The sequence below is a fragment of the Nonomuraea solani genome, assembly GCF_900108335.1.
Taxonomy (GTDB): domain Bacteria; phylum Actinomycetota; class Actinomycetes; order Streptosporangiales; family Streptosporangiaceae; genus Nonomuraea; species Nonomuraea solani.
On the sequence record NZ_FNVT01000010.1, the window covers coordinates 38,632 to 60,165 of the forward strand.

A 21,534-nucleotide genomic window follows, 5' to 3' on the forward strand; every position below is an offset into this window, starting at 1 on the left:
TTACTTGAGCCCGCTCTGCGCGACGCTGGCTATGACGTGCTTCTGCGCGAAGACGTACAAGATGAGGATCGGGACGACGCTGACGACCGAACCGGCCATCACCACGTCCCACTGCGTGGTGAACTGGCCGTGCAGGGTCGCCAGACCCAGGGGCAGCGTCATGAACTCGGGCGACTTGATGATGATCAGCGGCCACAGGTAGCTGTTCCAGCTCGCCATGAAGCCGAAGATGGCGAACGTGGCGAGGGCCGGGCGGATGAGCGGCAGCACCACGTACGCAAAGATCCGGAAATGTCCGGCACCGTCCAGCACGGCCGCCTCGTCGAACTCCCTCGGCACCTGGTTGATCGCCTGCCGCAGCAGGAACACGCCGAACGCGGAGGCGATCGTCGGCGCGAGCAGCGCGAAGTAGGTGTCGACCAGGTTGAACGTGCGCATCTCGATGAACAGCGGCACGACCAGCACCGGCAGCGGCATCATCAGCGTCGCGAGGTAGACCGCGAACAGCGCGCCTCTGCCGGGGAAGGGCAGGCGGGCGAACGCGTACGCCGCCATCGCGCTCGTGACGAGCTGCAACGCGGTGGAGGCGGCGCCGATCCAGGCGCTGTTGAGCACGATCCGCCAGAACGGCAGCGTCTCCAGCAGCCTGCCGTACGCGTCCAGGCTCGCGCCCTCGGGGGTGAAGTCGGGCGGCACGGCCAGGACGGCGTCGCTCGGCGTGATCGAGGTGATCACCGCCCAGCCGAACGGGAACAACATGACCAGCGCGCCTATCCCCACCAGGAGATAGCGGATCGCCTTCCTACCCATAGGTCACCCACCGCCTCTGGCCCCGGATCTGCACGATGGTCACCAGCAGCACGAGCGCGAACAGCAGCCACGAGAGTGCCGAGGCGGCGCCGGCGCGGCCATACCGGAAGGTGAGGTCATAGATCTGCGACACCACCACCTGCGTCGCGCCGCCCGGCCCGCCGCCCGTCATGATCTGGACCTGGTCGAACACCTGGAAGCCGTTGATCAGCGAGATCACCACCACGAAGAACGTCGAGGGCGACAGCAGCGGCAGCGTGATGTGCCGGAACCTGCGCCAGGCCGTGGCGCCGTCCACCATGGCGGCCTCCTGGAACTCGCGGGGGATCGCCTGCAACCCGGCCAGCAGGATGATCATCACGAAGCCCAGGTCCTTCCAGGCCGAGGCGAGGATGATCGACGGCATCGCCCAGTCGGGGTCGGTCCACCAGCCCGGCCCGCTCACGCCGACCAGGCCGAGCGCCCAGTTGACGATGCCGCTGGCCGGGTTGAGCAGCCACTTCCACATCAGCGCGACGACCACCCAGCTCGTGATCACCGGCAGGAAGTAGACGCCGCGCAGCAGGCCGCGCGCGGGCATCGCCCGGTTGAGCAGCACCGCCAGGCCCAGGCCGCCGAGGTAGACGAGGGGGAGGTAGCCGGCGATGAAGTACAGGGTGTGCAGGAACGCGGCGCGGGTGTCGGGGTCGCCGATGAGCTCCAGATAGTTGCCCAGACCGACCCAGCGCATGTCGGTGATGAGGTCCCATTCGTGCAGGCTGATCCAGAGCGAGCCGATCATCGGGATCAGGGTGTAGAGGACCAGCGGCACGAGGCTCGGCAACAGGAACACCGCGACGGTGCCGGCATAACGCCACTTACCTCGCCGCTTCGGCCGCACGTGGGCCACCTTCGGCGGGGTTTCGGGAAGAGCCTGCCGGACGCTCACGGGGCGGCTCCGATCAGACGGGCGCGTACGAGGCGGCCCTGCTCGCCCGCCGCTCCGGCGGCGTCGAACGGGGTGGCCAGCACCAGCGCCGCCGCCCCCTGGGCCCAGCTCGTGTCGTCCCAGCTCTCGACCTCGACGGAGATGTCACGGCGGCCCGGATACAGCTGGGCCCGCAGCGCCGGCTCGAACCCGATCCGCCACAGCGGCCAGTCGGCCGTACCCTCACCGAGCACCACCACGAACTCGGGGTCCACCACGTTGATCAGCCCCGCCGTGGCCCGGCCCAGAATCGCCCCGGCCTCGGCGAACACCTCCCGCGCGCCTCCGTCCCCGCCCGCGGCGGCCCTCCCGAGCGCGGCCAGGCCCTCGGCCGTCGTCTTGGTGCGGGCGGCGGCCAGGAGGCCCGCCGAGCCGACGAACGCCTCCAGGCAGCCCCGGGCGCCGCAGCCGCAGGGCGGGCCTTCGGGATCCACCGGCAGGTGACCGAATTCGCCCGCGCCGCCCCGGGCGCCCCGGTACACGCGGCCGTCGGCGACGATCGCCGCTCCGACGCCGCGCCCGATCGTCACCACGAGGAAGTCGCGGTGCGTACGCCCCCGGCCATAAAGGCGCTCGGCCGCGGCCAGGGCGTTCACGTCGTTCTCGACCAGGACGGGAAGATTGAGCCGGCGCCGCAGCCGTTCGCCCACGGGCATGGCCTGCCAGCCGAGCGTCGGCGCGTTGACCGTGCCGACCGCCTGGTCGTCCACGCTGCCCGGCACCCCGACCCCGACCCCGAGCAGCGGCGGCACCCCGGAGATCTCCTGGACCACCGATTCCACCGCGTCCGCCAGGTGGTCGAGCGCGCCGGGCGCCGCCGGATCGTGCGGCAGCTCCCAGGACCCGAGCACCTCACCATCGAGCCGTACGTCCACCAGCACCAGATGATCGGCCGTCACCTTCACGCCGAGCGCCCGTCCGGCACTCCCCACCAGCCCGAGCCGCTGAGCCGGCCGGCCGCCGCGCGATGGCTTCAGGTCCAGCTCCTCCAGCATCCCGTGCCCGATGAGCTCCTTGGTGAGCTGTGTGACGGTGGCCGGGCTGAGATCCAACTCGCGGGCCATCTCGCTCCGGCTCAACGGGCCGACCGTGCCCAGAAGGGCGAGAATCGCCGTCCTGGTCAGGTCGCCGCGGTCCGTGCCTGCCATGTAGAGGACTTTCTTTAGGAATAAAGTTAGTGGTGAAGATAGTGCGGCGCGGCCACTCTCCTGTCAAGAGCGAAGAAGACCCTCACCGATCTCGGTGAGCCGGGCCGGACGATCACGAGGACCGTTACGACCCCATGGGCTGAATCGACAATTTCCAACGGGTTTCCGCCAGCCACGCCTGTCAGTGGTCGCGCCCGGCGTCTGTGTGCTGACCAGGCGATTCGCGAATGGCGGGTTCTCGCCTACCGTGGCCCCATGCACACGGTGGCGGTCCTGGCTCTGGATCATGTGGTGGCGGCCGACATGGCGACCCCGATCGAGGCGTTCGGGCGGGCGCGCCTGGCGGACGGGCGGCGGCCGTACCGGGTGCTGGTGTGTGCGGCGACGCCGCAGGTGGTCACCGACACGTTCACGCTCGCCGCCCCGCACGGCCTGGAGGCGCTGCGCGAAGCGGACACGATCGTGGTGCCGGGTTGTTCAGAGGTGGCCGCCCCGCCGGGCCGGGAGGTGCTCGACGCGCTGCGGGCGGCGGCGGCCGCGGGCACCCGGATCGCCTCTATTTGCGCGGGCGCGTTCACCCTCGCCGCGGCCGGGCTGCTCGACGGGTTGAGCGCGACCACGCACTGGATCGCCGCCCACCGGCTGGCCGAACGGTTTCCGCGCGTCGACGTACGGCCGGACGTGCTCTACGTCGACAACGGCCAGATCCTGACCTCGGCCGGCGCCGCGGCCGGGCTGGACCTGTGCCTTTACCTCGTCCGCCGCGACTTCGGCTCGGCGGTCGCCGCCGACCTGGCCCGGCTGTCGGTGACGCCCCTGGAACGCGAGGGCGGGCAGGCCCAGTTCATCGTGCACGCCCAGCCGCCGGTGCCCCAGGGCTCGCTGCTGGAGCCCGTGCTGTCCTGGATCGAGGACAACCTGGCCCACGAGATGACCCTCGGTGAGATGGCCGGCCGCAGCGGCCTCAGCGAGCGGACCTTCAGCCGCCGCTTCCGGGAGCAGACCGGCACCACCCCGCTGCAGTGGCTGCTGCGAGCCCGTGTCCGCCGCGCCCAATTTCTGCTGGAGACCACCGACCACGGCGTCGAGCGCATCGCCACGCAGGCCGGCTTCGGCTCACCCACCGCTTTCCGGGAACGCTTCAAGAAGGTCGTCGGCGTCACCCCGCAGTCCTACCGCTCCTCCTTCCGAACCAACGCCCCATAGCGTTTGTGCGAGGTCGTTCAGGTCGAACGGTGTTCTCTCCAGCACCTCGAAATCGTGCAGAAAGGTATAGGCGAGCATTTCCATCGGGAAGTCCGGGGCGACATTCAGGCCAGGTCGCCGAACAAAGGAGAGGACGGGTGAAGGACTTCGGAGCCGGTGAGCGGCACCTCTCTCAGCCGTGCCGGGAGCGTGCCCACCTGCCCGGCCGGCGCCAGTTCGGTCGCGCGGTCGGTTCCCGCCACGGCAGCCCCCTGACCTCGGAGAGCGAGGAACGGCCACCTTCAGCCAAGGGGAATCCGGCAGCAGTCGCGCCGGGCGGCGTAGGACTCGTCCGAGTGAATTTCTCGCAGGTCAGGGAACATGTCCGTCACTCTGGGGGCGCCGCCTTCCCTTGACAGGTGATCATCAGCCGTTCATACTCCTCTCGAAGCGCTGCGATCAGCCTTCGAGCCTCTCCTTGAATAACCGGGCCCGCGATTTTTCCAGGCCCTTTTCCGTGCTTCCCGCACGACACCCCCTCGGCACGCAAGGAGTGTCATCTCGAAATGCATTCGAGAGTATTGATACGTCACGCACGACGCGGATTCCTGGCGGCCGTCGTCGTCATGCTGGTGGTGGTGACGGGTGGTTCCCCGGCAGCCGCGCACTGGAACGGCACCGGCCAGGACATCGCCCGGATCCACATGTACCCGTACAGCTACAACAGCACCTGGCAGGCGCCGATGAACAAGGCTCTGGCCAATTGGAACGCCACGTCGAGCCCCGCCCATTTCTACAAGAGCACGAATTCGGGCTCGACCATCACGGTGAAGTCGTACAGCAACACCTGGTACGGCACCTACCAGCGGTGCGGCGGCATGTGCATGTACGTCAAGTTGAACACGCGCACCATCAACAGGGACGCGTCCAACTTCTCGAACTTCGTCACGAGCACGCTGGTCCACGAGTTCGGGCACGCGCTGAACCTCGCGCACAACTCGACCACGTCGATCATGAACACGAGCCGCAACCGTAACTCGATGACCAAGCCGCAGTCGCACGATGTCGCCGACGTCAACGCCTACTACTAAAGGGGGCCGCCGCGTGCTACGGCGACTTGGAGCGCTCGTCTTCGTCGCGGTGTTCATGACCGCGTGCTCGAGCCATGAAGAGCCCATTCTCTACCGAGCCGACTATCCCCAGTACGAGAGCGCCGACGCGCTCTACGACAAGGCGAATCTGGTCGTCGAGGCCCGCATCGTCGGAGAGCCGCGCTACCTCCAGGAGAAGGAGGCGGCGCCCGATCCCGCCGAGACGGACCCGCAGCTCAACCCGCAGGCCGGAGCCCCCGCCGCGGTGGCCGCCCAGCCCGAGGCGCCGCCGATGGTCATCACCGTCTACACCGCCCAGATCGTGAAGGTGTTCAAGGGTGAGGCCAAGGAGGGGCAGTCGATCGAGGTCAAGGAACTCGGCGGCACCTTCGACGGCGTGACCTACCAGGAGGAGCACACCACCGCGCTCAACCAGGACAGCGGTTACGTCCTGTTCCTGGAAACGTATCCGGACTCGCCGGCCGCGCTGCTGAACCCCGTCCAGGCGAAATATCCGCTGGACGCCGCCGGTAATCCCGCGTCACTGCCGGAGAATTCCATCAAGCTGGCGCGTACCGAACTGGAATCGATGTCCTGATCGAAAAAGGCCTTTTCATTTCGAAGGCTCGTCGATCGCCGACCGCAGCACCCCGATCACCACGGCGAGCTCGGCCAGCAGGCCCGACACGGTCGTCCGGTCGCCGCCGTTGATCGACACCATGCGCAGCTCCTCCGGCTGGGGGAGCTTCGCCATGATCTCGGGGAGCAGGCCGATCAGCTTGGCCTGCAGGCTGGCCGGCGTCTGCCGGTTGTCGATGTCGGCCCGCAGCCGCGTCCGCTCCACGTCGAGCAGCGCCCGCTCGTGGTCGGCCAGCACCTGGGAGCGGGCCAGCTCCAGCTCGCCGTCGAGCTCCAGGCGCTTCAGCTCCCGCTCCCGTTCGATCCGGAGCCGGCCGGTCTCGGCCTCCTCGGCGTGCCGCTCGCGCTCCATCCGCAGCGCGTGCCGGGTCGTCTCGGTCTCCAGCTCCGCCACCGCCCTGGAGTCGTCGTGCTCGCGCTGCGTACGCCGCAGCCGCTCGGCCACCTCGGTGTCGAACTGCCACGCCTCGTTGCGGGCCCGCAGCTCGGCGAGCTCCCGCTCGTACTCCAGGCGCTGCGTCTCCTTGAGCCGCTCGGCCGCCATCTCGCGCTGCGCGACCGCCTCCTCCGACTCCAGCTCGGCCAGCCGGGCGAGCTGCCCCTGCTCGGCCCGGTAGGGCTTCTGCAGGTTCTCCCAGAGCCGCGACGAGCTGACGACGGCCTCCTTGATCTGTACGGTGACGATGCGCAGCCCGAGCCCCTGGTCGGTGTTGTCCTCGCCCTCGGCCACCGCGCGCAGCCGGGCCGTCAGCTCCTCGATGATGGGCTGCTTGTCGCTGAGCACGTCGCGCACGCCCATGGTCGCGACCTTGTCCTTGATGGCCGCCTCCGCCTGCTCCCGCAGCTGCAGGTTGACGAGCCGCATCGGGTCGGCCTGGTCGCCGAAGTCCAGTTTCCGGTACGCGATGGAAAAGGACTGGATGCCCCACTGCACGTACCCCTGCACCAGGACGCCCTGCAACTCGCGGCAGATGCAGTACGCGTTGATGAGGATCGTCTGCGTGGCCCCCGGCACCACCAGGAACGAGTCGGTGGCCGGGTTGAACCGGAACGACACGCCCAGGCCGATGTGCAGCGGGTTCTCGCGGCCGCGCCGGGTGTGCACCACGAAGGCGTTGGGCGGGACGAGCACGTTCTTCCAGCGCCAGAAGCCGGTGATCCGCACGTCCACCGGGCCGGGCGTCGCCTTCTCGGGAGGGCCGCCGCCCAGGGCCCGCTCGCGCTTGAGCAGCGGGCCCGCCGCGCCGGGTGACGGCTCGCCGGGGCCGCCGCGGCGCGCCCGCAGATCGTCCTCGAGCACCGCCTGCTGCGCGACGACCTGATCCAGATAGGCATTGCCCTTGCCCGTGGTGGTGCTCATCGTTCCTCCGGCCCGCCTCACGACTGCCGCCGAGTCTCGCCTAAGCCGCCGAATCGCCGCAACCACAATCCAATCGCCGCAAGCGCCGTCCGATGGGGCATGCGGGCCGCGCCTGCGGGTAATGAGCGCCCCACCGAGTGGAGGATGGGTGGCATGCGATTGTGGATGAGGCTGAAGAGCCGGTTCGGACGGCAGGGACGGCGGTTACGGGCCACGGCTCGGCGGAGCTTCGGCTGGCCGCGGCTGCGACCGGGCCAGCAGGAGGCGATGGAACACCTGCTCAAGGGCCGTGACGTCCTGCTGATCATGCCGACCGGCGGCGGCAAGTCGGCGGTCTACCAGGTGCCGGCGCTGCTGCTCGACGGCCCCGCCATCGTCGTCTCGCCGCTCATCGCGCTCCAGCGCGACCAGGTGACCGGCCTGCTCAAGGCCGACGCGGGCGGCGCCGTGGCGGTGAACTCGACCTCCTCCGTCGAGGCGGGGCTGGAGAAGGTGACGGCGGGCGACGCGGCGTTCGTGTTCCTGTCCCCGGAACAGCTCGCCAAGCCCGACGTCGTCGAACGGCTCGCGCGGGCCAGGCCGTCGCTGATCGCGATCGACGAGGCCCACTGCGTCTCGTCCTGGGGCCACGACTTCCGCCCCGACTACCTGCGGCTCGGGAAGGTCATCGAGCGTCTGGGGCATCCGCCGGTGGTCGCGATGACCGCCACCGCCGCGCCGAACGTCCGCGAGGAGATCGTCCGCTCGCTCGGGCTGGCCCGCCCGGTGGAGATCGTCAGGGGGTTCGACCGGCCGAACATCGCGCTGGAGGTGCGGCGCTTCGTCCGCGCGCAGGACAAGAGCGAGGCGCTGATCGAGGACGCCGCCTCCCGCGAGGGCCTCGGCCTGGTGTACGTCGCCACCCGCCGGGAGACCGAGGAGTACGCCGCCGCGCTGGCCGGCAAGGGGCGCCGGGCCGAGCCGTACCACGGGGGCATGCGCGCCACCGAGCGCACCCGCGTACACGAGCTGTTCACCGCCGGTGACGTGGACACGATCGTCGCGACGTCGGCGTTCGGGATGGGCATCGACCGGCCGGACGTGCGCTACGTGCTGCACGCCGCCCCGCCCGAGTCGCCCGACGCCTACTACCAGGAGATCGGCCGCGCGGGCCGGGACGGCGTGCCCGCCACGGCGGTGCTGTTCTACCGGCAGGAGGACCTGGGCCTGCGCCGGTTCTTCACCGGCGGCCGGGCCGACGCCGACGCGCTGCTGCGGGTGGCGACGCTGGCCCGCGAGCACGCCGGTACGGTGCCCGCGGGCGAGCTGGCCAAGCTGCTCAAAGTGAGCACGTCCCACCTCACCCGGCTCGTCAATCTGCTGGAACGGGCGGGCGCGCTCTCCGTGACCGACACCGGCGACCTGCGCTACACCTCCGCCACCCTCACCCCGGAGCAGGCGGCCGCGCGCGCCGTCGAACTGGACGAGGCCCGGCACCGCGTCGACGACTCGCGCATCGACATGATGCGCGGCTACGCCGAGACGCGGGGCTGCCGGCGCCGCTTCCTGCTCGAATACTTCGGCGAGCCGTACGCCGGTCCGTGCGGCTCGTGCGACACCTGCCGGAACGGCGAGACGACTCCCGAGCCGGTGCCCGACGAGGGCGGGTTCCCCGTCCAGGCGAAGGTGACCCACACGATGTGGGGCCCGGGGACGGTCATGAGCCGCGAGCACGACCGGATCACCGTGCTGTTCGACTCGGTCGGCTACAAGACCCTGTCGCTGGCCGTGGTGGACGACGTCCTGCGCCACTCGTAGCCGTTGGGGCTACCACCTCCACATTGAAAAAGAGGGCCATTGACAGGACCGGCGGTCTCCGGAAAAGATGCGGTCGTCCGTACAACTTTGAGCCAGAGGCCAACGGATGAGCGAAATCGACTGGGCGCGACGACTGTCCCTGGAACCCGGTGCCGCCGTGCCGCTCTACTACCAGCTGCGCGAGCGCCTGCGCATGGTGATCGGCGAGTGCGAGCCCAACACCCCCATCCCGGCGGAGAAGGACCTGATGGTGTTCGCCGGGGTGAGCAGGGCGACCGCGCGCCGGGCGATCGGCGACCTGGTGCAGGAGGGCCTGCTGGTGGCCCGGCAGGGCAGCGGCACGTACACGGCGCCGCTCGGGGTCGCCTCCGAGCTGGGCTCCAGACCGGCGGGCTTCACCGAGACGATGGCCAGGCTGGGGCGAAGACCGACCACGCAGGTGCTCGAAGCGCACACACAGCCGTGCGGCCCCGACGTCGCCCTCGCGCTCGGCGTCGAGACCGGCGCCGAGATCGTCTTCCTGGAACGCCTCCGGCTGCTCGACGGCGAGCCCTGCATGATCGAGAGCGCCCATCTCCCCTCCGAACGGGTGCCCGGCATCCTCCAGGAGGACCTGACCGGTTCCCTCTACGGCCTGCTGCGACTGAAATACGGCCTGACCCCGGCCTCGGGCAGGGAGACCATCGGCGCCGTCAACGCCGACTACCGCCTGGCGGGCCTGCTGCACGTGCCCATGGCCGCCGCGCTCCTGGCCACCGCCCGATCCACGGTCACCGAGGGCGGCCTGCCCCTGGAGTACACGATCCGGCACGCCAGAGGCGACCTCGCCGTCTTCTCCGTCGAGCTCAACGACGCCAAGAACGCCCTGATGAGCCAGGAGACGCGATGAACCGCCTGTCCAGACGCCGATTACTGGCCGCCGCCGCCCTCTCACCCCTGCTGGCCGCGTGTGGCGGCGGGCAGGAGCCCGAGGTGCCCGCCGACGGTGTCCCGCGCGGCAAGCTGTCGGTCTGGCTGCACCAGACCCGCGCGTACGACGCGGTCTTCACCCCGCTGCTCCACCAGTACGTCAAGGAGTTCGGCGGCGTCGACATCACCCCGCTCTACGTCCCCGTCAACCAGCTCGACACCAAGCTGCTCACCGCGTTCGCCGGCGGCGCCGCGCCCGACCTGTTCAGGATCGGCGGCTGGACGATCCCCGGCCACGCCCGCAAGGGCCGGCTGGCGCCCACCGAGAAGACCGTGACGGGCGCGTACGACCAGGCGGCGCTCGACTCGATGACCCACGACGGCAAGGTCTACGGCGCGCCGACCGACTACACCCTCTGCTACCTCTACTACCGCCGTGACCGCTTCGCCGAGGCCGGGCTCGACCCCGACAAACCGCCCACCACCTGGGAAGAGGTCGCCGAATACAGCAAGAAGCTGACCTCGGCCGACGGCAGGAAGGTCGGCCTGCAGTGGATCCTCGGCAACCCGCAGTGGACCGTCATGCAGCTCCTCGCCCTGGTCAAGGGCAAGGGCGGCACCATACTCAGCCCCGACGGGCGCAAGGCCACGCTGGCCACCGACGCGGGCGTGGCGGCGCTGCGCTACTACGGCGGACTCGGCAACGCCAGGCTGTCGAACCCGATGTCCGGGTTCGGGCTGTTCGCCACCGGTGAGGCGGCGATGCTCGTCTCCGGCCTGTTCGCGATGGACCTGTTCCCGACGCTCGACAAACGGCTGGAGTTCGGCAAGGTCTTCGACATCGCGCCGCTGCCGCGCTTCGACGCCGGTCAGCCGGTGGTGCCCGCCTACACGTGGGGCTGGGCGGTGTCGGCCAAGACGAAGATCCCGTACACGGCCTGGCATTTCATCGACTACCTGCAGCGGCCCGACGTGGCGGCCACGCAGCTATGGGAGGCGGGCTCGCTCACGCCGGTCAAAGGCTGGGAGAAGCTCACCGGGGCCGACCAGAAGGCCATCGACATCATGGTCGCCTCCGCCCCGCACGCCGACTTCGGCCCGCGCACGCCGGTGTGGAACGAGATGGCCAAGGCCCTCACCGACGCGGGCGACGCCGTGGCCCACGGCAAGAAGACCCCCGAGCAGGCCGCGCTGGACTTCGACCAGGCGATGCGGCTCGCACTGTGACAGCCGTCCACACACTGTCGGGCAGGGGGCAGCGGCGGGCCGAGGCGCGGACCGGCGGGCTGCTGGCCCTGCCCGCGATGGTCTACTTCGGGGTGTTCTGGCTGCTGCCGTTCCTGTCGGCCGCCTACCTGAGCTTCACCCGCTACGACCTGGCGGGCACCCCGGAATGGGTCGGCCTGGAGAACTACCGGCGCATGCTGGAGGACCCCGGGTTCTGGAACTCGGCCCAGGTCACCGCCCTCTACACGGCGGGCTCGGTGCTCCCGGCGATCGTGCTGGCGCTGGCGATCGCCGTCCCGCTGGCCAGGCCGGGCCGGCGCAACGGCGTGCTGCGCGGCCTGATCATGATCCCGGCGGTGATGCCGCTGGTGGCCACCTCGGTGGTGTGGCGGATCATCTACGCCGACGGCGGCCCGGCGAACACGGTGCTCGGCCTGGCCGGGCTGGGGCCGGTGTCCTGGCTGACCGACGAGCGGCTGGCGATCTGGTCGCTGGTCGTCATGGTCACCTGGAAGCACCTCGGGCTCTTCGTCATCATCCTGACGGCCGGGCTGCAGGCGCTGCCCCGCGGCGTGTACGAGGCGGCGGCCCTCGACGGCGCCGGACCCGTCCGCGCCTTCTTCTCGATCACCCTTCCGCTGCTGCGCAGAACCCTGCTGTTCGTCCTGATCATCGCCGTGGTGGGGTCGACGCAGGCGTTCGTCCCCGCGTTCCTGCTGACCGGCGGCGGCCCGGCCGGCGCCACCGAGGTGCTGCCCTACTACATGTGGTCGAACGCCTTCGGCTTCGAGCGCATGGGCTACGCCTCGGCCATGGCGATGGTGCTGCTCGTCATGCTGGTCGTGCTGTCGCTGGCCCAGTTCCGTTTCCTGCGCGGCGGTGACGATGAGTAGGGTCGTGCTCCCGCTGGTGGTGGCGGCCATGCTGCTGCCGATCGGCGTCATGGTCGTCGTGGCCTCGGCGCCGGCGGGCGGCGGCGCCGGGTTCGGCCTGTTCGCCAACCTCGCCGAGATGTTCGCCGGCGGCGACTTCCCCGTCTACTTCCGCAACAGCCTCATCCTCTCCTTCGGCATCGGCCTTCTCGACGTGATCTTCGCCGGCGCGGCCGGCTACGCGCTGGCCCGGCTGCGCTTCTTCGGCGGCAGGGTGCTGTTCGCGCTGGTCGTCGGCACGCTGTCGCTCTCGCCGACCGTCGTGATGGTGCCCGTCTACGTCATCGTGCACGGGCTCGGCTGGATCGACTCCTTCCAGGGCATGATCGTGCCGAGCATGATGAGCGCGTTCGGCGTGTTCCTCGTCCGGCAGTTCGCGCTCGGCCTGCCCGAGGAGCTGCTGCTCGCGGCGCGCGTGGACGGGGCCGGCGAGTTCCGGATCTTCGCCACGATCGCGGTCCCGCTGCTCCGGCCCGCGCTGATCACGCTGTTCCTGCTGCAGTTCCTGGCCCAGTGGGACAACCTGCTCTGGCCGCTGCTCGTCGCCAACGACCCGGCGCTATGGCCGCTGCCGGTCGGGATCTCCCAGCTCCAGACCGAGATCGGCTACGACATCCGGCTGATGACCACCGCCGCGCTGGTCACCGCGGTGCCGCCGATCGTGCTCATGTTCCTGCTCCAGCGCTACTACGTCGCCGGACTGACCCTCGGGGGTGTCAAGAGGTGAACGCCTTCGGCGAGTGGACCCGCGTCCACGGCCTGCCCGCGTTCTCGTACACGATGGACCAGGACGGCGACCCCCGGGCGCTCTGGGACCCGATCCTCGATCCGCCGACCCGGCGGCACGTCGTCCACCTCGGGAACCGGCGGATCACGCTGGTCGCCGGCAACGACGGCCGCTGCGACCTGTTCGACGAGCACACCGGGCTGCGCTGGCTGACCCGCGACACCGGCGTCGCCGCCGCCGGTGCCCTGCGCACGGAGGGCTCCACGGCGGAGCGCCTGTTCGGGCCGTCGTTCCTGCGCGTGCGGGTGGCGGACGAGCGGCTGTCGCTGGAGCGCACCGTGCTCTGCCCGGAGGGGGAGCAGCCCTGGGTCCTGATCCGGCTGCGGGTCCGCAACCTGACGGCCGATCCGGTACGGCTGCCGCTGACCGAGGAGTGGGAGTCCCGCCCGGCCGACGTCGCCCTGATCACCGGGCCGGCCCCGGCGCCGGACCCCGGCCTCGAACTGGAACTGCTCGGCGGCGAACGGACCCGCTCCGGACGCGTCGTCGTCCCCCTCGACCTGGAACCGGGCGCCGAGCAGACCATCGACCTGCGGTACGGCCTGCTGGACGGCCCGGCGGACCCCGGTCTCTTCGAGAGCAGCCTCGCAGGCCTGGCCGCGCGGCTGCCCGCGGCGCACGCCGCGGCGGCGCCGGAGGCCGAGCGCGAGATCCCCTGGCACGCGGCGCTGCTGACGGGCGGCGCCTGCGCCGACGGGGTGCTCGGCGGGCACACCCTCGACCAGGGATCGTGCTACTCCTTCAGGCACGGCTTCAACGGGGCCGCGCGCGACCCGCTCCAGCACGCGCTGCCCCTCGTGTACACCGAGCCCGGCCTGGCCCTCTCCGTGTTGCGCAACACGTGCGCCTGGGGCGGCCCCGACGGAGACCTGCCGTACGCCCTCCGCCCGGACAAATCCCCCTGGACCGACCTGTTCCGCCCGTCCGACCAGAACCTGTGGGCGCTGTGGCTGGCCGCCGAATACCTGGCCGCGACCGGCGACGTCGAGGCGTTCGGCGCGGCCGTGCCCTACCACCCGGTGCACGACGCGCCCGAGGTGCCGCTCGGAGAGCACCTGCGGCGCCAGTTCCGCTTCCTCACCGACGTCGTCGGCCGTGGCGACCACGGGCACGTGCGCATCCTCAACGCCGACTGGAACGACCTGGCGATCTCCCGGAGCGGCGTCCCGGCGGCGGACATGATCGAGCGCGGCGAGTCGGTGCTCAACTCGGCGATGGCCGCCTGGGTGCTGCCCCGGTACGCGGCCGTGGCCGAGCGGCTCGGCGATCCCACGACGGCGGCCGAGGCGCGCAAGCTCGGCGAGTCGCTGCGCGACCTGGTGGCCGGCGAGTGGAACGGCCGCTGGTTCCGCCGCGCGTACGGCCCCGGGGCGCTGGTCGGGGAGGACGACCTGTGGCTGGAGGTCCAGCCGTGGGCGATCCTGTGCGGCGCCGCCTCGCCCGCCCAGGCCCGCGAACTGCTGACCAGGATCGAGGCCACCGCCGCCGCGGGCTCACCCCTGGGCGCCCGCGTACGCTGGCCGATCCTGCCGGGCAGCGGCGCCGGCGACAGCGCCATCTGGTACGCGATCAACATGACGCTCATTTGGGCCGCCGCCGAGCACGCCCCCGACCTGGGGTGGGCCTGGTGGCGCCGGATGTCGCTGGCCTCCCACGCGGCCGCCTACCCCGACGTCTGGGAGGGCACGCTGTCCGGCCCCGACGCCTACCTGCCGCCCGAGTCGGCGCGTCCGGGGCGCACCTGGGACCTGGCGGAGGTCGGGGTCGCCATGCAGGCGTACCCGGTGGCCAACCTGCACGCGCACGCCCAGCCGCTGCTGGCGTACCTGCGCCTGCTGGGCGTCGGGCCCGACGCCGGCGGCCGGCTCCGCGTCGGTGGCGGGGCCTCGTTCCGAAGTCAGGTGCTCACCGTCGCGCCGGACGGCGGCGGGCGGCTGTCGGCGCCCGGCCCGGTCGAGGTGGTCACCCCGTCCGGCGTCGTCTCCGGCGCGGGCACCCTCACGTGGTGACGCGGCTCGGCGTCGACGTCGGGGGCACCGCCGTGAAATGGGCGCTCCTCGGCGAAGGCGAAGGCGAGGGCGAAGGCGAAGGCGAGGGGGAGGCCGCGGAGGTGCTCGGCACCGGGACCGTCCCCACGCCGTCAGGCCCGGCCGAGGTGGTGGAGCTGGTCGCCGGGCTGGTGCCGGAGGGTGCGGTCAGCATCGGGATCGGGCTGCCGGGCCACGTGGACCGGGCCGCCGGGATCGCCCTGTTCGTCCCCAACCCGCCGGGCGAGTGGACCGGGTTCCCCGTCGGGCCCGAGCTGAGCGGGCGTACCGGGCTGCCGGTGGCCGTGGTCAACGACGCCCGCGCGTTCGCGCTGGCCGAGCTCCGTACGGGCGCCGCCCGGGGCAGGTCCGACGTGCTCTTCGCCGTGCTCGGCACCGGGATCGGTGGAGCGGTCGCCCTCGCCGGTGAGATCCTCACCGGCCCCCGGGACAACCTGGGCGAGGTCGGCCACATCACCGTCGACCCCGCCGGGCCGCCCTGCTGCTGCGGCAACCGCGGTTGTGCCGAGACCTATGCCGCGGCCCCGGGCATCGTACGGGGACTCGACGGCCTCACCACCGCCGCGGCCGTCGCGGCGGCGGCACGGGCCGGGGACCGGGCGGCCACGGCGGCGCTGGGCCGGGCCGGCTGGGCGTTGGGGGTGGCGCTCGGAGACGCGGTGGCGCTGCTCGGGATCGGGACGGTCGTCGTCGGAGGCGGGGTGGCGGGGGCGCTCGACCTCATGCTGGCCGCCATGCGGGACGAGTTCGAGCGGAGGCGTCCGCTCATCGGTGACGTCGCGGTGCTGCCTGCCGCCCTCGGCCCGTGGGCCGGGGCGATCGGCGCCGCGCTCTATGGAGGGATGCCGTAAATGAAGTGGATCAAGCGGGCGATGGAGCTGCTCGGGGAGATCGAGCGCACCCAGGAGGAGGCGATCGCGAGCGCGGCCGCGATCACGGCACGGGTGATCGGCGGCGGGGGAGTGGTGCACACGTTCGGCACCGGGCACTCGCGCATGGGCGTGGAGGAGCTGTTCCCCCGGTACGGCTCCTACCCGGGCTTCCACCCCATCGTGGAACTGGCGACGACGTTCTACACGCAGGTCGCGGGCCCGAACGGGATGCGGCAGGCGATGTTCATCGAACGCGTCGAAGGGCTGGCCGACCAGATCCTGGCCAACTACGAGCTGCGGCCCTCGGACGCGGCGATCGTGTTCAGCGTCAGCGGGCTCAACGCGGTCCCCATCGAGATGGCCATGGGGCTGCGCAAGGCGGGCGTGCCGGTCGTCGCGGTGACGTCGATGCGGGAGACGATGGCGGCCGAGCCCGGCCATCCGAGCGGGACGCGGCTCTGCGACCACGCCGACGTGGTGATCGACCTCCGTACGCCGGTCGGCGACGCGTTGTGCCAGATCGAGGGGCTGACGGAGCCGGTCGGCCCGGGCAGCACGGTGGCGGCCGTCGCGGTGGTCAACGAGATCAAGGTCCGTACGGCGGAGCTGCTCGCCCGCGACGGCCTCGTCCCGCCGGTCATCTCCAGCGCCAAACTCGTCGGCCGGCCGCGCTCGGAGGAGCTGTTCGAGGCCGCCTACCTGGAGCACGCCCGCCGGGCCGCCCAGGTCCTGCGAAAGCCCGGCGCATGACCGTCGTGGTGGCCGGCTCGGACGGTGGCATCGGCCGGGCCTGCGTGGCGGCGGTGGAGGCGGCCGGCGGCACGGCGTTCGGCGTCGATCTCGCCGGTGGCATCGACATCACCGCGCCCGGCGGCGCCGAGCAGGCCATCGCCCGGGCGTCGGCCGCGCACGGCACGATCAGCGGGGTCGTCCACGCGGTCGGCATGTCCGGCAGGTCGCTCGGCGACGGCGGCATCACCGCATGCGGTGACGAGGCCTGGAACGAGGTGCACCGGGTCAACCACGCGTCGGTGTTCCGGCTGCTGCGCGCGGCCATCCCGGCGATGGCGGAGGGCGGGTCGATCGTGGTGATCGGCTCGGCGCTGGGGACCTCGCTCGACGACGACTTCCGCACGGTGGCCTACGCCTCCTCCAAGGGCGCCCTGATCCCGCTGATCAGGGCGGCGGCCCGCGAGGTGGCGCCGCGCGGCGTGCGGGTCAACCTGATCTCGGCCGGGCTGGTGGCCACCCCCATGAGCCGCCGCGCCCAGACCGACCTCGCCATCCAGGCCAGGCTGCCCGAGCTCATGCCCCTCGGAGCCGACCTGTGCGCCCCAGAGGACATCGCCGCCGCCGTCCTCTGGCTGCTCTCCCCGGCCGCCCGCCGCACCACGGGAGCGGTCATTCCCGTCGACGGCGGTTGGCACCTGCGTTGAAAGGAGCGTCCCGCGTGGATGTGCTGTGGGAAGGCGACGTGATCGTCGCGGGTGGCGGCAGCGCGGGCTGCGCGGCCGCCGTGGCGGCGGCCCGCTCGGGCGCCCGCTGCCTGCTGGTGGAGAGCGCCGGGTTCCTCGGCGGTACGGGTGCCGCGGTGCTCGACACCTTCTACGGCTTCTACGCGCCGGGGCCTGAGTCGCCGCGCGTGGTCGGCGGGATCGGATGGGAGGTGTGCGAGCGGCTGTTCGCCACCGGGTCGGCGTTCGAGCGGCCCAACACCTATGGCGCGGGCACGGGCGTCACGTACGAGCCGGAGGCGCTCAAGGTCGTCTGGGACGAGCTGACCGCCGGCGTCACCGTGCTGCTGCACGCCAAGGTGTGCGCGGCGGGCGACGTGGTGGAGACCGTCGCCGGGCGGTTCGCGGTCAGGGCGCCGGTGGTCGTCGACGCCACCGGCGACGCGGAGGTCGCGTGGCGGGCCGGGGCCGCGCTGGAGCGGCCCGGCATGCGGCTGCAGCCGATGACCACGACGTTCCGGCTCGGTGGCGTGGACCTGTCGGCCACCTCGACCGCCGGGCTGCACGCCCTGATGAAGGCGGCGGGTGACGCCTACGACCTGCCCCGGCGCGAGGGGTCGGTGCACAGGACCGTGCACGACGGGATCGTGCACACCAACCTGACCCGGGTGAGCGGCCTGGATCCGACCGATCCGCTGGAGCTGTCGCGGGCCGAGCGTGAGGGGCGGCGGCAGGTGGGGGAGTACGTGCGCTTCCTGCGGGAGAAGGTCCCAGGGTACGGCTCCGCCGTGCTGCTGGGCACGTCCACCCGGATCGGGGTACGGGAGTCCCGCCGCCTCAAAGGAGGATATGTCCTGACTTCTGAGGATGTGCTGGCCGGCCGGGACCACCCCGACACGATCGCCCGCTGCGGCGCGCCCATCGAGGACCACGACTCCGGCTCGGGAACCCGCTGGGAGTACGTCCGCGACTACGGCACCTACGGCATCCCGTACCGATGCCTGCTGCCTGCCGATGCCCCCGGCCTGATCGTCGCGGGCCGCTGCCTGTCGGCGACCCACGACGCGCACGCCTCCGCCCGGTCGATGGCGCAGTGCATGGCGATGGGCCAGGCGGCCGGCACGGCCGCCGCCCTCGCGGTGGAGACCTCCCGGGACCCCGCGGAGATCGACGTGGACGTCCTGCGCACCCGGCTGCGCGAGAACGGAGCCCTGCTGTGACCGTCAGAACCGTGCTGGGCGACGTCGAGGAGCTCGGTGTCACCTACGCCCACGAGCACCTGTTCATGACCGGCGACTGGGCCGTCCGCAACGAGCCCGACTACCGGCTCGACTCGCTGGAGGCCGCCGTCGACGAGGTCTCGGCGGCGCGCCGGCTCGGCCTGTCCGCCGTCGTGGAGATGACCCCGCTGGGCTTCGGCCGCAGCCCACGGCTGATGCGGGCGCTCTCGGAGCGGACCGGGCTGCACGTGGTGGCCGTGACCGGCTTCCACAAGAGCACCTACTACAGCGACGCCCACTGGCTGCACCACTACGACGTGGACGAGATCGCCGGCCTGCTGGTCGCCGAGATCGAGGAGGGCATGGACGAACTCGGCCTCGTCGGGCCGATCGTCCGGCGCTCACCCGCGCGGGCCGGCGCCATCAAGCTCGCCGCCGGCTACCACCGCCTGCCCGGCGCCCGGCTGATCAGCGCGGTCGCGCAGGCCGCCCGGCGGACCGGCGCGCCGGTCGTCACCCACTGCGACAAGGGCACGATGGGACACGAACTCCTGGACGCGCTCGGCACGGACCGGGTGGTCCTCGGGCACATCGACCACAACCCCGACCCCGGATATCTCGCCTCGCTGGCGGAGCGCGGCGCGTACCTGGCCTTCGACCGGCCAGGACGGATCAAGTACGGGCCCGACAGCGACATCGTGGCCCTCGTCGAGGCGCTGGCGGCACGCGGGCTGGGCCACCGGCTGCTGTTCGGCATGGACCTCGCCCGCAGGTCCTACTGGCCGAGCCTCGGAGGCGGCCCCGGGCTGTCGTATCTGCTGGACCGGTTCGTCCCGCGGCTGGCGGCCGCCGGGCTGGGCGAGGTCGCGACGGCGGCACTCACGGAGAACCCCGCCGTAGCCTTCGCGTTTGAAGGTTCTCCGACGTCTACCGCCTGAAATCGCGGAAAAGTTTAAGCCGAAGGTTCAACGATACCGTTGAAGGCATGGATACCGACATCAAGGCCACCACCCATGCCGTCGATGCCGCCGCCGTCATGAGCCTGTTCGCGGGCCGGCCGCGGCTCCTCGCCCTGGGCGAGCCCACCCACGCCGCGGACGTCCTGCTCGCCACGCGCAACGAGCTCTTCAGGCAACTCGTCGAACAGGAGGGCTACCGGACGATCGCGATCGAGAGCGACTGCCTGATGGGCCAGATCGTGGACGACTACGTCACCACGGGCACGGGCACCTTCGACGAGGTCATGGAGCGCGGGTTCAGCCACGAGTGGGGCGCGTTCCCGGGCAACCGCGAGCTCGTGCGCTGGATGCGCGCGTACAACGAGGGCCGCCCCGCCTCCGAGCGGCTGCGCTTCGCCGGTGTCGACGGCCCGATGGAGATCACCGGCGCCTCCAGCCCCCGCCAGGCCCTCACCGAACTGCACGGCTACCTCGCCGCCCGGCTGGACGCCGACCTGCTCCCCTGCGACGCGGACACGCTCGACCGCCTGCTCGGCGCCGACGACCGGTGGACCAACCCCGACGCGATGATGGACCCGTCGCGGTCCATCGGGCGGTCGGCGGAGGCCACCGAGCTGCGGCTGCTCGCCGACGAGCTGGTGGCGGCGCTCGACGCGCAGACGCCGCACCTGATCGCGACGTCCTGGCGCGACGACTTCGACCGGGCCCACCTGTGCGGGCGCGCCGCCGTCGGCCTGCTGCGCTACCACTACGCGATGGCCGACACCTCACCGAGCCGCATGCGGCGGCTGCTGAGTCAGCGGGACGCGATCATCGCCGCCAACCTCCTCGCCGTCGCCGAACGCGGCCCGGCGCTGGTCAGCTCCCACAACCTGCATCTCAAGCGGGAGAAGAGCACGATGGCGATGACCGGCCTGCCGCCGCAGGTGTGGTGGTGCGCCGGCGCGATCGTGAGCGCCCACCTGGGCGAGGAGTACGCCTTCGTGGCCTCGGCGCTCGGCACGATCCGGAACAAGGACGTGGACACCCCGCCGCCGGACACCGTCGAAGGGCTCCTGTACGCGCTCCCGGAGGACGGTTACGTCGTCGACGCCCGCCGGCTGGCCGCCGTCTTCGGCGACGAGCCGCCCGCCCCCCGCGAGTCCTCCTGGTTCGGCTACTTCCCGCTGGACCCGGCCGGCCTGACCGGGTGCGACGGGATCGTGTTCGTCAAGGACGTCACCATCGTGGAGAGATAGCGGCCCTGAACCTCCCCTGACCGGTCAGGGGAGGTTCTTCTGGGCGGCGTTCTCCCAGGAGGCGTTGGTGCCGATCTCCGGTGTGGCGCCGGCGAAGGCCCCACGGGCGTAGGAGTCGCCCTGCAGCGTGTACATCAGCCACGCGGTCAGGTAACCGAGGAAGCCACCGCCCGTCCCCTGGATCGTGTTGTGCCCGGCACCCTTCAGCATGGCCTTGGCGGCGGCACCGGGGACGGCGTTGTAGTAGCCCAGGACGGCGGAGTGCGGCGAGATCAGGCCGTCGTTGGTGCCGCTGAGGAACAGGACGGGACACGTCAACTGGTCTACGAAGAACTTGTCCCCCGAACCCACCCAGATCGGGGCGGGCAGCGCGATCGGCACCACCGACTTGATCAGGCCGCCCGACTTGGTGGCCGTGTTGACGGAGCCGCCGGCGCCCTGCGAATGCCCGACGGCGCCCACCTTGGTCACGTCGAGCTTGCCGTAGAAGACGCTCGCCGTGTCCGCGTTCCTGTCCACCAGGTATGTCGCCGCCGCGATCATCTCCGACCCGGTGCCCGTCGTCATGTCGGTCGACGCGATCACCGCGAACCCCCACGACGCGAGCCGGCCGAGCACCCCCGGATACTGCGTCGGCACGGCGTTCGTGCCGTTGCCCCAGGTGACGATTGGATGCTTGAACCCACCGGCGCCGAGGTCGGCCGGGTAGTAGAGCTTGTACGCGGTGCCCACGTCGGCCGTCGCGACCGCCCACGGCCCGGCCACCCCGTAGTGGGACTCGATCGTGTCGGCGGCCCGGGCGGGGGAGACCATGATCCCCAGCGATAAGACCCCGGCGACCAGCAGCTTCATACGGCCTCCACATTTGTACGGATGACCGCATCTTTCGCT

The 21,534-nt window shown here is 71.4% G+C and carries 21 protein-coding genes; 15 read left to right on the forward strand and 6 right to left on the reverse strand.

What is annotated here, in order from left to right:
- The 3 genes from C4V41_RS31680 to C4V41_RS31690 are packed head-to-tail and all read right to left on the reverse strand — an operon-like array spanning window position 1 to window position 2,925.
- Entirely contained in the window at window positions 1-810 is an 810-nt protein-coding gene (locus tag C4V41_RS31680) for a carbohydrate ABC transporter permease (protein ID WP_103959638.1), read from the reverse strand.
- Window positions 803-1,690: a carbohydrate ABC transporter permease gene (locus C4V41_RS31685; RefSeq protein WP_235030488.1), complete on the reverse strand. Its 888-nt coding sequence runs from the start codon at window positions 1,688-1,690 to the stop codon at window positions 803-805. The genes C4V41_RS31680 and C4V41_RS31685 overlap by 8 nt, the downstream gene beginning before the upstream one ends.
- Window positions 1,691-1,734: 44 nt before the next feature.
- Window positions 1,735-2,925, reverse strand: a complete 1,191-nt coding sequence (locus C4V41_RS31690) for an ROK family transcriptional regulator (RefSeq protein ID WP_103959639.1) — start codon at window positions 2,923-2,925, stop codon at window positions 1,735-1,737.
- Between the two features lie 255 nt (window positions 2,926-3,180).
- Here C4V41_RS31690 and C4V41_RS31695 point away from each other — a divergent pair, with 255 nt between their 5' ends.
- Window positions 3,181-4,131, forward strand: coding sequence for a GlxA family transcriptional regulator (locus C4V41_RS31695; RefSeq protein WP_103959640.1), 951 nt, complete (start codon window positions 3,181-3,183; stop codon window positions 4,129-4,131).
- A gap of 104 nt (window positions 4,132-4,235) precedes the next feature.
- On the opposite strand, the gene C4V41_RS62140 is transcribed toward C4V41_RS31695, so the two are convergent.
- Complete coding sequence (locus tag C4V41_RS62140; RefSeq protein WP_160150472.1) at window positions 4,236-4,373, reverse strand: hypothetical protein; 138 nt, start codon at window positions 4,371-4,373, stop codon at window positions 4,236-4,238.
- Window positions 4,374-4,676: 303 nt separating this feature from the next.
- Here C4V41_RS62140 and C4V41_RS31700 point away from each other — a divergent pair, with 303 nt between their 5' ends.
- Window positions 4,677-5,201, forward strand: coding sequence for a zinc metalloprotease (locus C4V41_RS31700; RefSeq protein WP_146103861.1), 525 nt, complete (start codon window positions 4,677-4,679; stop codon window positions 5,199-5,201).
- A gap of 13 nt (window positions 5,202-5,214) precedes the next feature.
- Window positions 5,215-5,799, forward strand: a complete 585-nt coding sequence (locus C4V41_RS31705) for a hypothetical protein (protein ID WP_146103862.1) — start codon at window positions 5,215-5,217, stop codon at window positions 5,797-5,799.
- Window positions 5,800-5,814: 15 nt separating this feature from the next.
- On the opposite strand, the gene C4V41_RS31710 is transcribed toward C4V41_RS31705, so the two are convergent.
- Window positions 5,815-7,200: an SPFH domain-containing protein gene (locus tag C4V41_RS31710; RefSeq protein WP_103959643.1), complete on the reverse strand. Its 1,386-nt coding sequence runs from the start codon at window positions 7,198-7,200 to the stop codon at window positions 5,815-5,817.
- Between the two features lie 153 nt (window positions 7,201-7,353).
- On the opposite strand from C4V41_RS31710, the gene C4V41_RS31715 reads away from it, so the two are divergent.
- The 12 genes from C4V41_RS31715 to C4V41_RS31770 all read left to right on the forward strand — a co-directional run bounded on the left by C4V41_RS31715 (window position 7,354) and on the right by C4V41_RS31770 (window position 20,643).
- Window positions 7,354-8,997: a RecQ family ATP-dependent DNA helicase gene (locus C4V41_RS31715; RefSeq protein WP_103959644.1), complete on the forward strand. Its 1,644-nt coding sequence runs from the start codon at window positions 7,354-7,356 to the stop codon at window positions 8,995-8,997.
- Window positions 8,998-9,103: 106 nt separating this feature from the next.
- Window positions 9,104-9,886, forward strand: coding sequence for a GntR family transcriptional regulator (locus C4V41_RS31720; RefSeq protein ID WP_103959645.1), 783 nt, complete (start codon window positions 9,104-9,106; stop codon window positions 9,884-9,886).
- The gene (locus C4V41_RS31725; RefSeq protein ID WP_103959646.1) at window positions 9,883-11,133 is read left to right on the forward strand and encodes an ABC transporter substrate-binding protein; all 1,251 of its coding nucleotides are present in this window, start codon (window positions 9,883-9,885) and stop codon (window positions 11,131-11,133) included. The genes C4V41_RS31720 and C4V41_RS31725 overlap by 4 nt, the downstream gene beginning before the upstream one ends.
- A complete protein-coding gene (locus tag C4V41_RS31730) occupies window positions 11,130-12,026 on the forward strand; it encodes a carbohydrate ABC transporter permease (RefSeq protein ID WP_160150473.1) in 897 nt (298 codons plus the stop codon). Before C4V41_RS31725 ends, C4V41_RS31730 begins: the two co-directional genes overlap by 4 nt.
- Entirely contained in the window at window positions 12,019-12,792 is a 774-nt protein-coding gene (locus C4V41_RS31735; RefSeq protein WP_103959648.1) for a carbohydrate ABC transporter permease, read from the forward strand. Before C4V41_RS31730 ends, C4V41_RS31735 begins: the two co-directional genes overlap by 8 nt.
- On the forward strand, window positions 12,789-14,861 hold the full coding sequence (locus C4V41_RS31740; RefSeq protein WP_103959649.1) for a GH36-type glycosyl hydrolase domain-containing protein: 2,073 nt from the start codon (window positions 12,789-12,791) through the stop codon (window positions 14,859-14,861). The genes C4V41_RS31735 and C4V41_RS31740 overlap by 4 nt, the downstream gene beginning before the upstream one ends.
- Complete coding sequence (locus C4V41_RS31745) at window positions 14,858-15,751, forward strand: ROK family protein (protein WP_160150474.1); 894 nt, start codon at window positions 14,858-14,860, stop codon at window positions 15,749-15,751. The genes C4V41_RS31740 and C4V41_RS31745 overlap by 4 nt, the downstream gene beginning before the upstream one ends.
- The gene (locus C4V41_RS31750) at window positions 15,752-16,522 is read left to right on the forward strand and encodes a sugar isomerase domain-containing protein (RefSeq protein WP_103959650.1); all 771 of its coding nucleotides are present in this window, start codon (window positions 15,752-15,754) and stop codon (window positions 16,520-16,522) included.
- On the forward strand, window positions 16,519-17,208 hold the full coding sequence (locus C4V41_RS31755; protein WP_103959651.1) for an SDR family NAD(P)-dependent oxidoreductase: 690 nt from the start codon (window positions 16,519-16,521) through the stop codon (window positions 17,206-17,208). Before C4V41_RS31750 ends, C4V41_RS31755 begins: the two co-directional genes overlap by 4 nt.
- A 14-nt stretch (window positions 17,209-17,222) precedes the next feature.
- Window positions 17,223-18,446 carry an FAD-dependent oxidoreductase gene (locus tag C4V41_RS31760; protein WP_235030489.1) on the forward strand — a complete coding sequence of 408 codons (1,224 nt, stop codon included), beginning with the start codon at window positions 17,223-17,225 and terminating at the stop codon, window positions 18,444-18,446.
- Window positions 18,443-19,384 (forward strand): phosphotriesterase family protein, encoded by a 942-nt coding sequence (locus tag C4V41_RS31765; protein WP_103959653.1) that lies wholly within the window; start codon window positions 18,443-18,445, stop codon window positions 19,382-19,384. Before C4V41_RS31760 ends, C4V41_RS31765 begins: the two co-directional genes overlap by 4 nt.
- A gap of 47 nt (window positions 19,385-19,431) precedes the next feature.
- A complete protein-coding gene (locus C4V41_RS31770; RefSeq protein WP_103959654.1) occupies window positions 19,432-20,643 on the forward strand; it encodes an erythromycin esterase family protein in 1,212 nt (403 codons plus the stop codon).
- Between the two features lie 24 nt (window positions 20,644-20,667).
- Here the strand turns inward: C4V41_RS31770 and C4V41_RS31775 are convergent, their stop codons facing one another.
- Window positions 20,668-21,495 carry a poly(ethylene terephthalate) hydrolase family protein gene (locus C4V41_RS31775; protein WP_103959655.1) on the reverse strand — a complete coding sequence of 276 codons (828 nt, stop codon included), beginning with the start codon at window positions 21,493-21,495 and terminating at the stop codon, window positions 20,668-20,670.
- Between the last annotated feature and the right edge of the window lie 39 nt (window positions 21,496-21,534).

Bases quoted from the DNA above. Each gene is read 5' to 3' on its own strand.
- C4V41_RS31750 (WP_103959650.1), top strand. From the start codon at position 15,752: ATGAAGTGGATCAAGCGGGCGATGGAGCTGCTCGGGGAGATCGAGCGC.
- C4V41_RS31680 (WP_103959638.1), bottom strand. From the start codon at position 810: ATGGGTAGGAAGGCGATCCGCTATCTCCTGGTGGGGATAGGCGCGCTG.
- C4V41_RS31770 (WP_103959654.1), top strand. From the start codon at position 19,432: ATGGATACCGACATCAAGGCCACCACCCATGCCGTCGATGCCGCCGCC.
- C4V41_RS31775 (WP_103959655.1), bottom strand. From the start codon at position 21,495: ATGAAGCTGCTGGTCGCCGGGGTCTTATCGCTGGGGATCATGGTCTCC.
- C4V41_RS31720 (WP_103959645.1), top strand. From the start codon at position 9,104: ATGAGCGAAATCGACTGGGCGCGACGACTGTCCCTGGAACCCGGTGCC.
- C4V41_RS31735 (WP_103959648.1), top strand. From the start codon at position 12,019: ATGAGTAGGGTCGTGCTCCCGCTGGTGGTGGCGGCCATGCTGCTGCCG.
- C4V41_RS31700 (WP_146103861.1), top strand. From the start codon at position 4,677: ATGCATTCGAGAGTATTGATACGTCACGCACGACGCGGATTCCTGGCG.
- C4V41_RS31755 (WP_103959651.1), top strand. From the start codon at position 16,519: ATGACCGTCGTGGTGGCCGGCTCGGACGGTGGCATCGGCCGGGCCTGC.
- C4V41_RS31715 (WP_103959644.1), top strand. From the start codon at position 7,354: ATGCGATTGTGGATGAGGCTGAAGAGCCGGTTCGGACGGCAGGGACGG.
- C4V41_RS31690 (WP_103959639.1), bottom strand. From the start codon at position 2,925: ATGGCAGGCACGGACCGCGGCGACCTGACCAGGACGGCGATTCTCGCC.
- C4V41_RS31725 (WP_103959646.1), top strand. From the start codon at position 9,883: ATGAACCGCCTGTCCAGACGCCGATTACTGGCCGCCGCCGCCCTCTCA.
- C4V41_RS31695 (WP_103959640.1), top strand. From the start codon at position 3,181: ATGCACACGGTGGCGGTCCTGGCTCTGGATCATGTGGTGGCGGCCGAC.
- C4V41_RS31710 (WP_103959643.1), bottom strand. From the start codon at position 7,200: ATGAGCACCACCACGGGCAAGGGCAATGCCTATCTGGATCAGGTCGTC.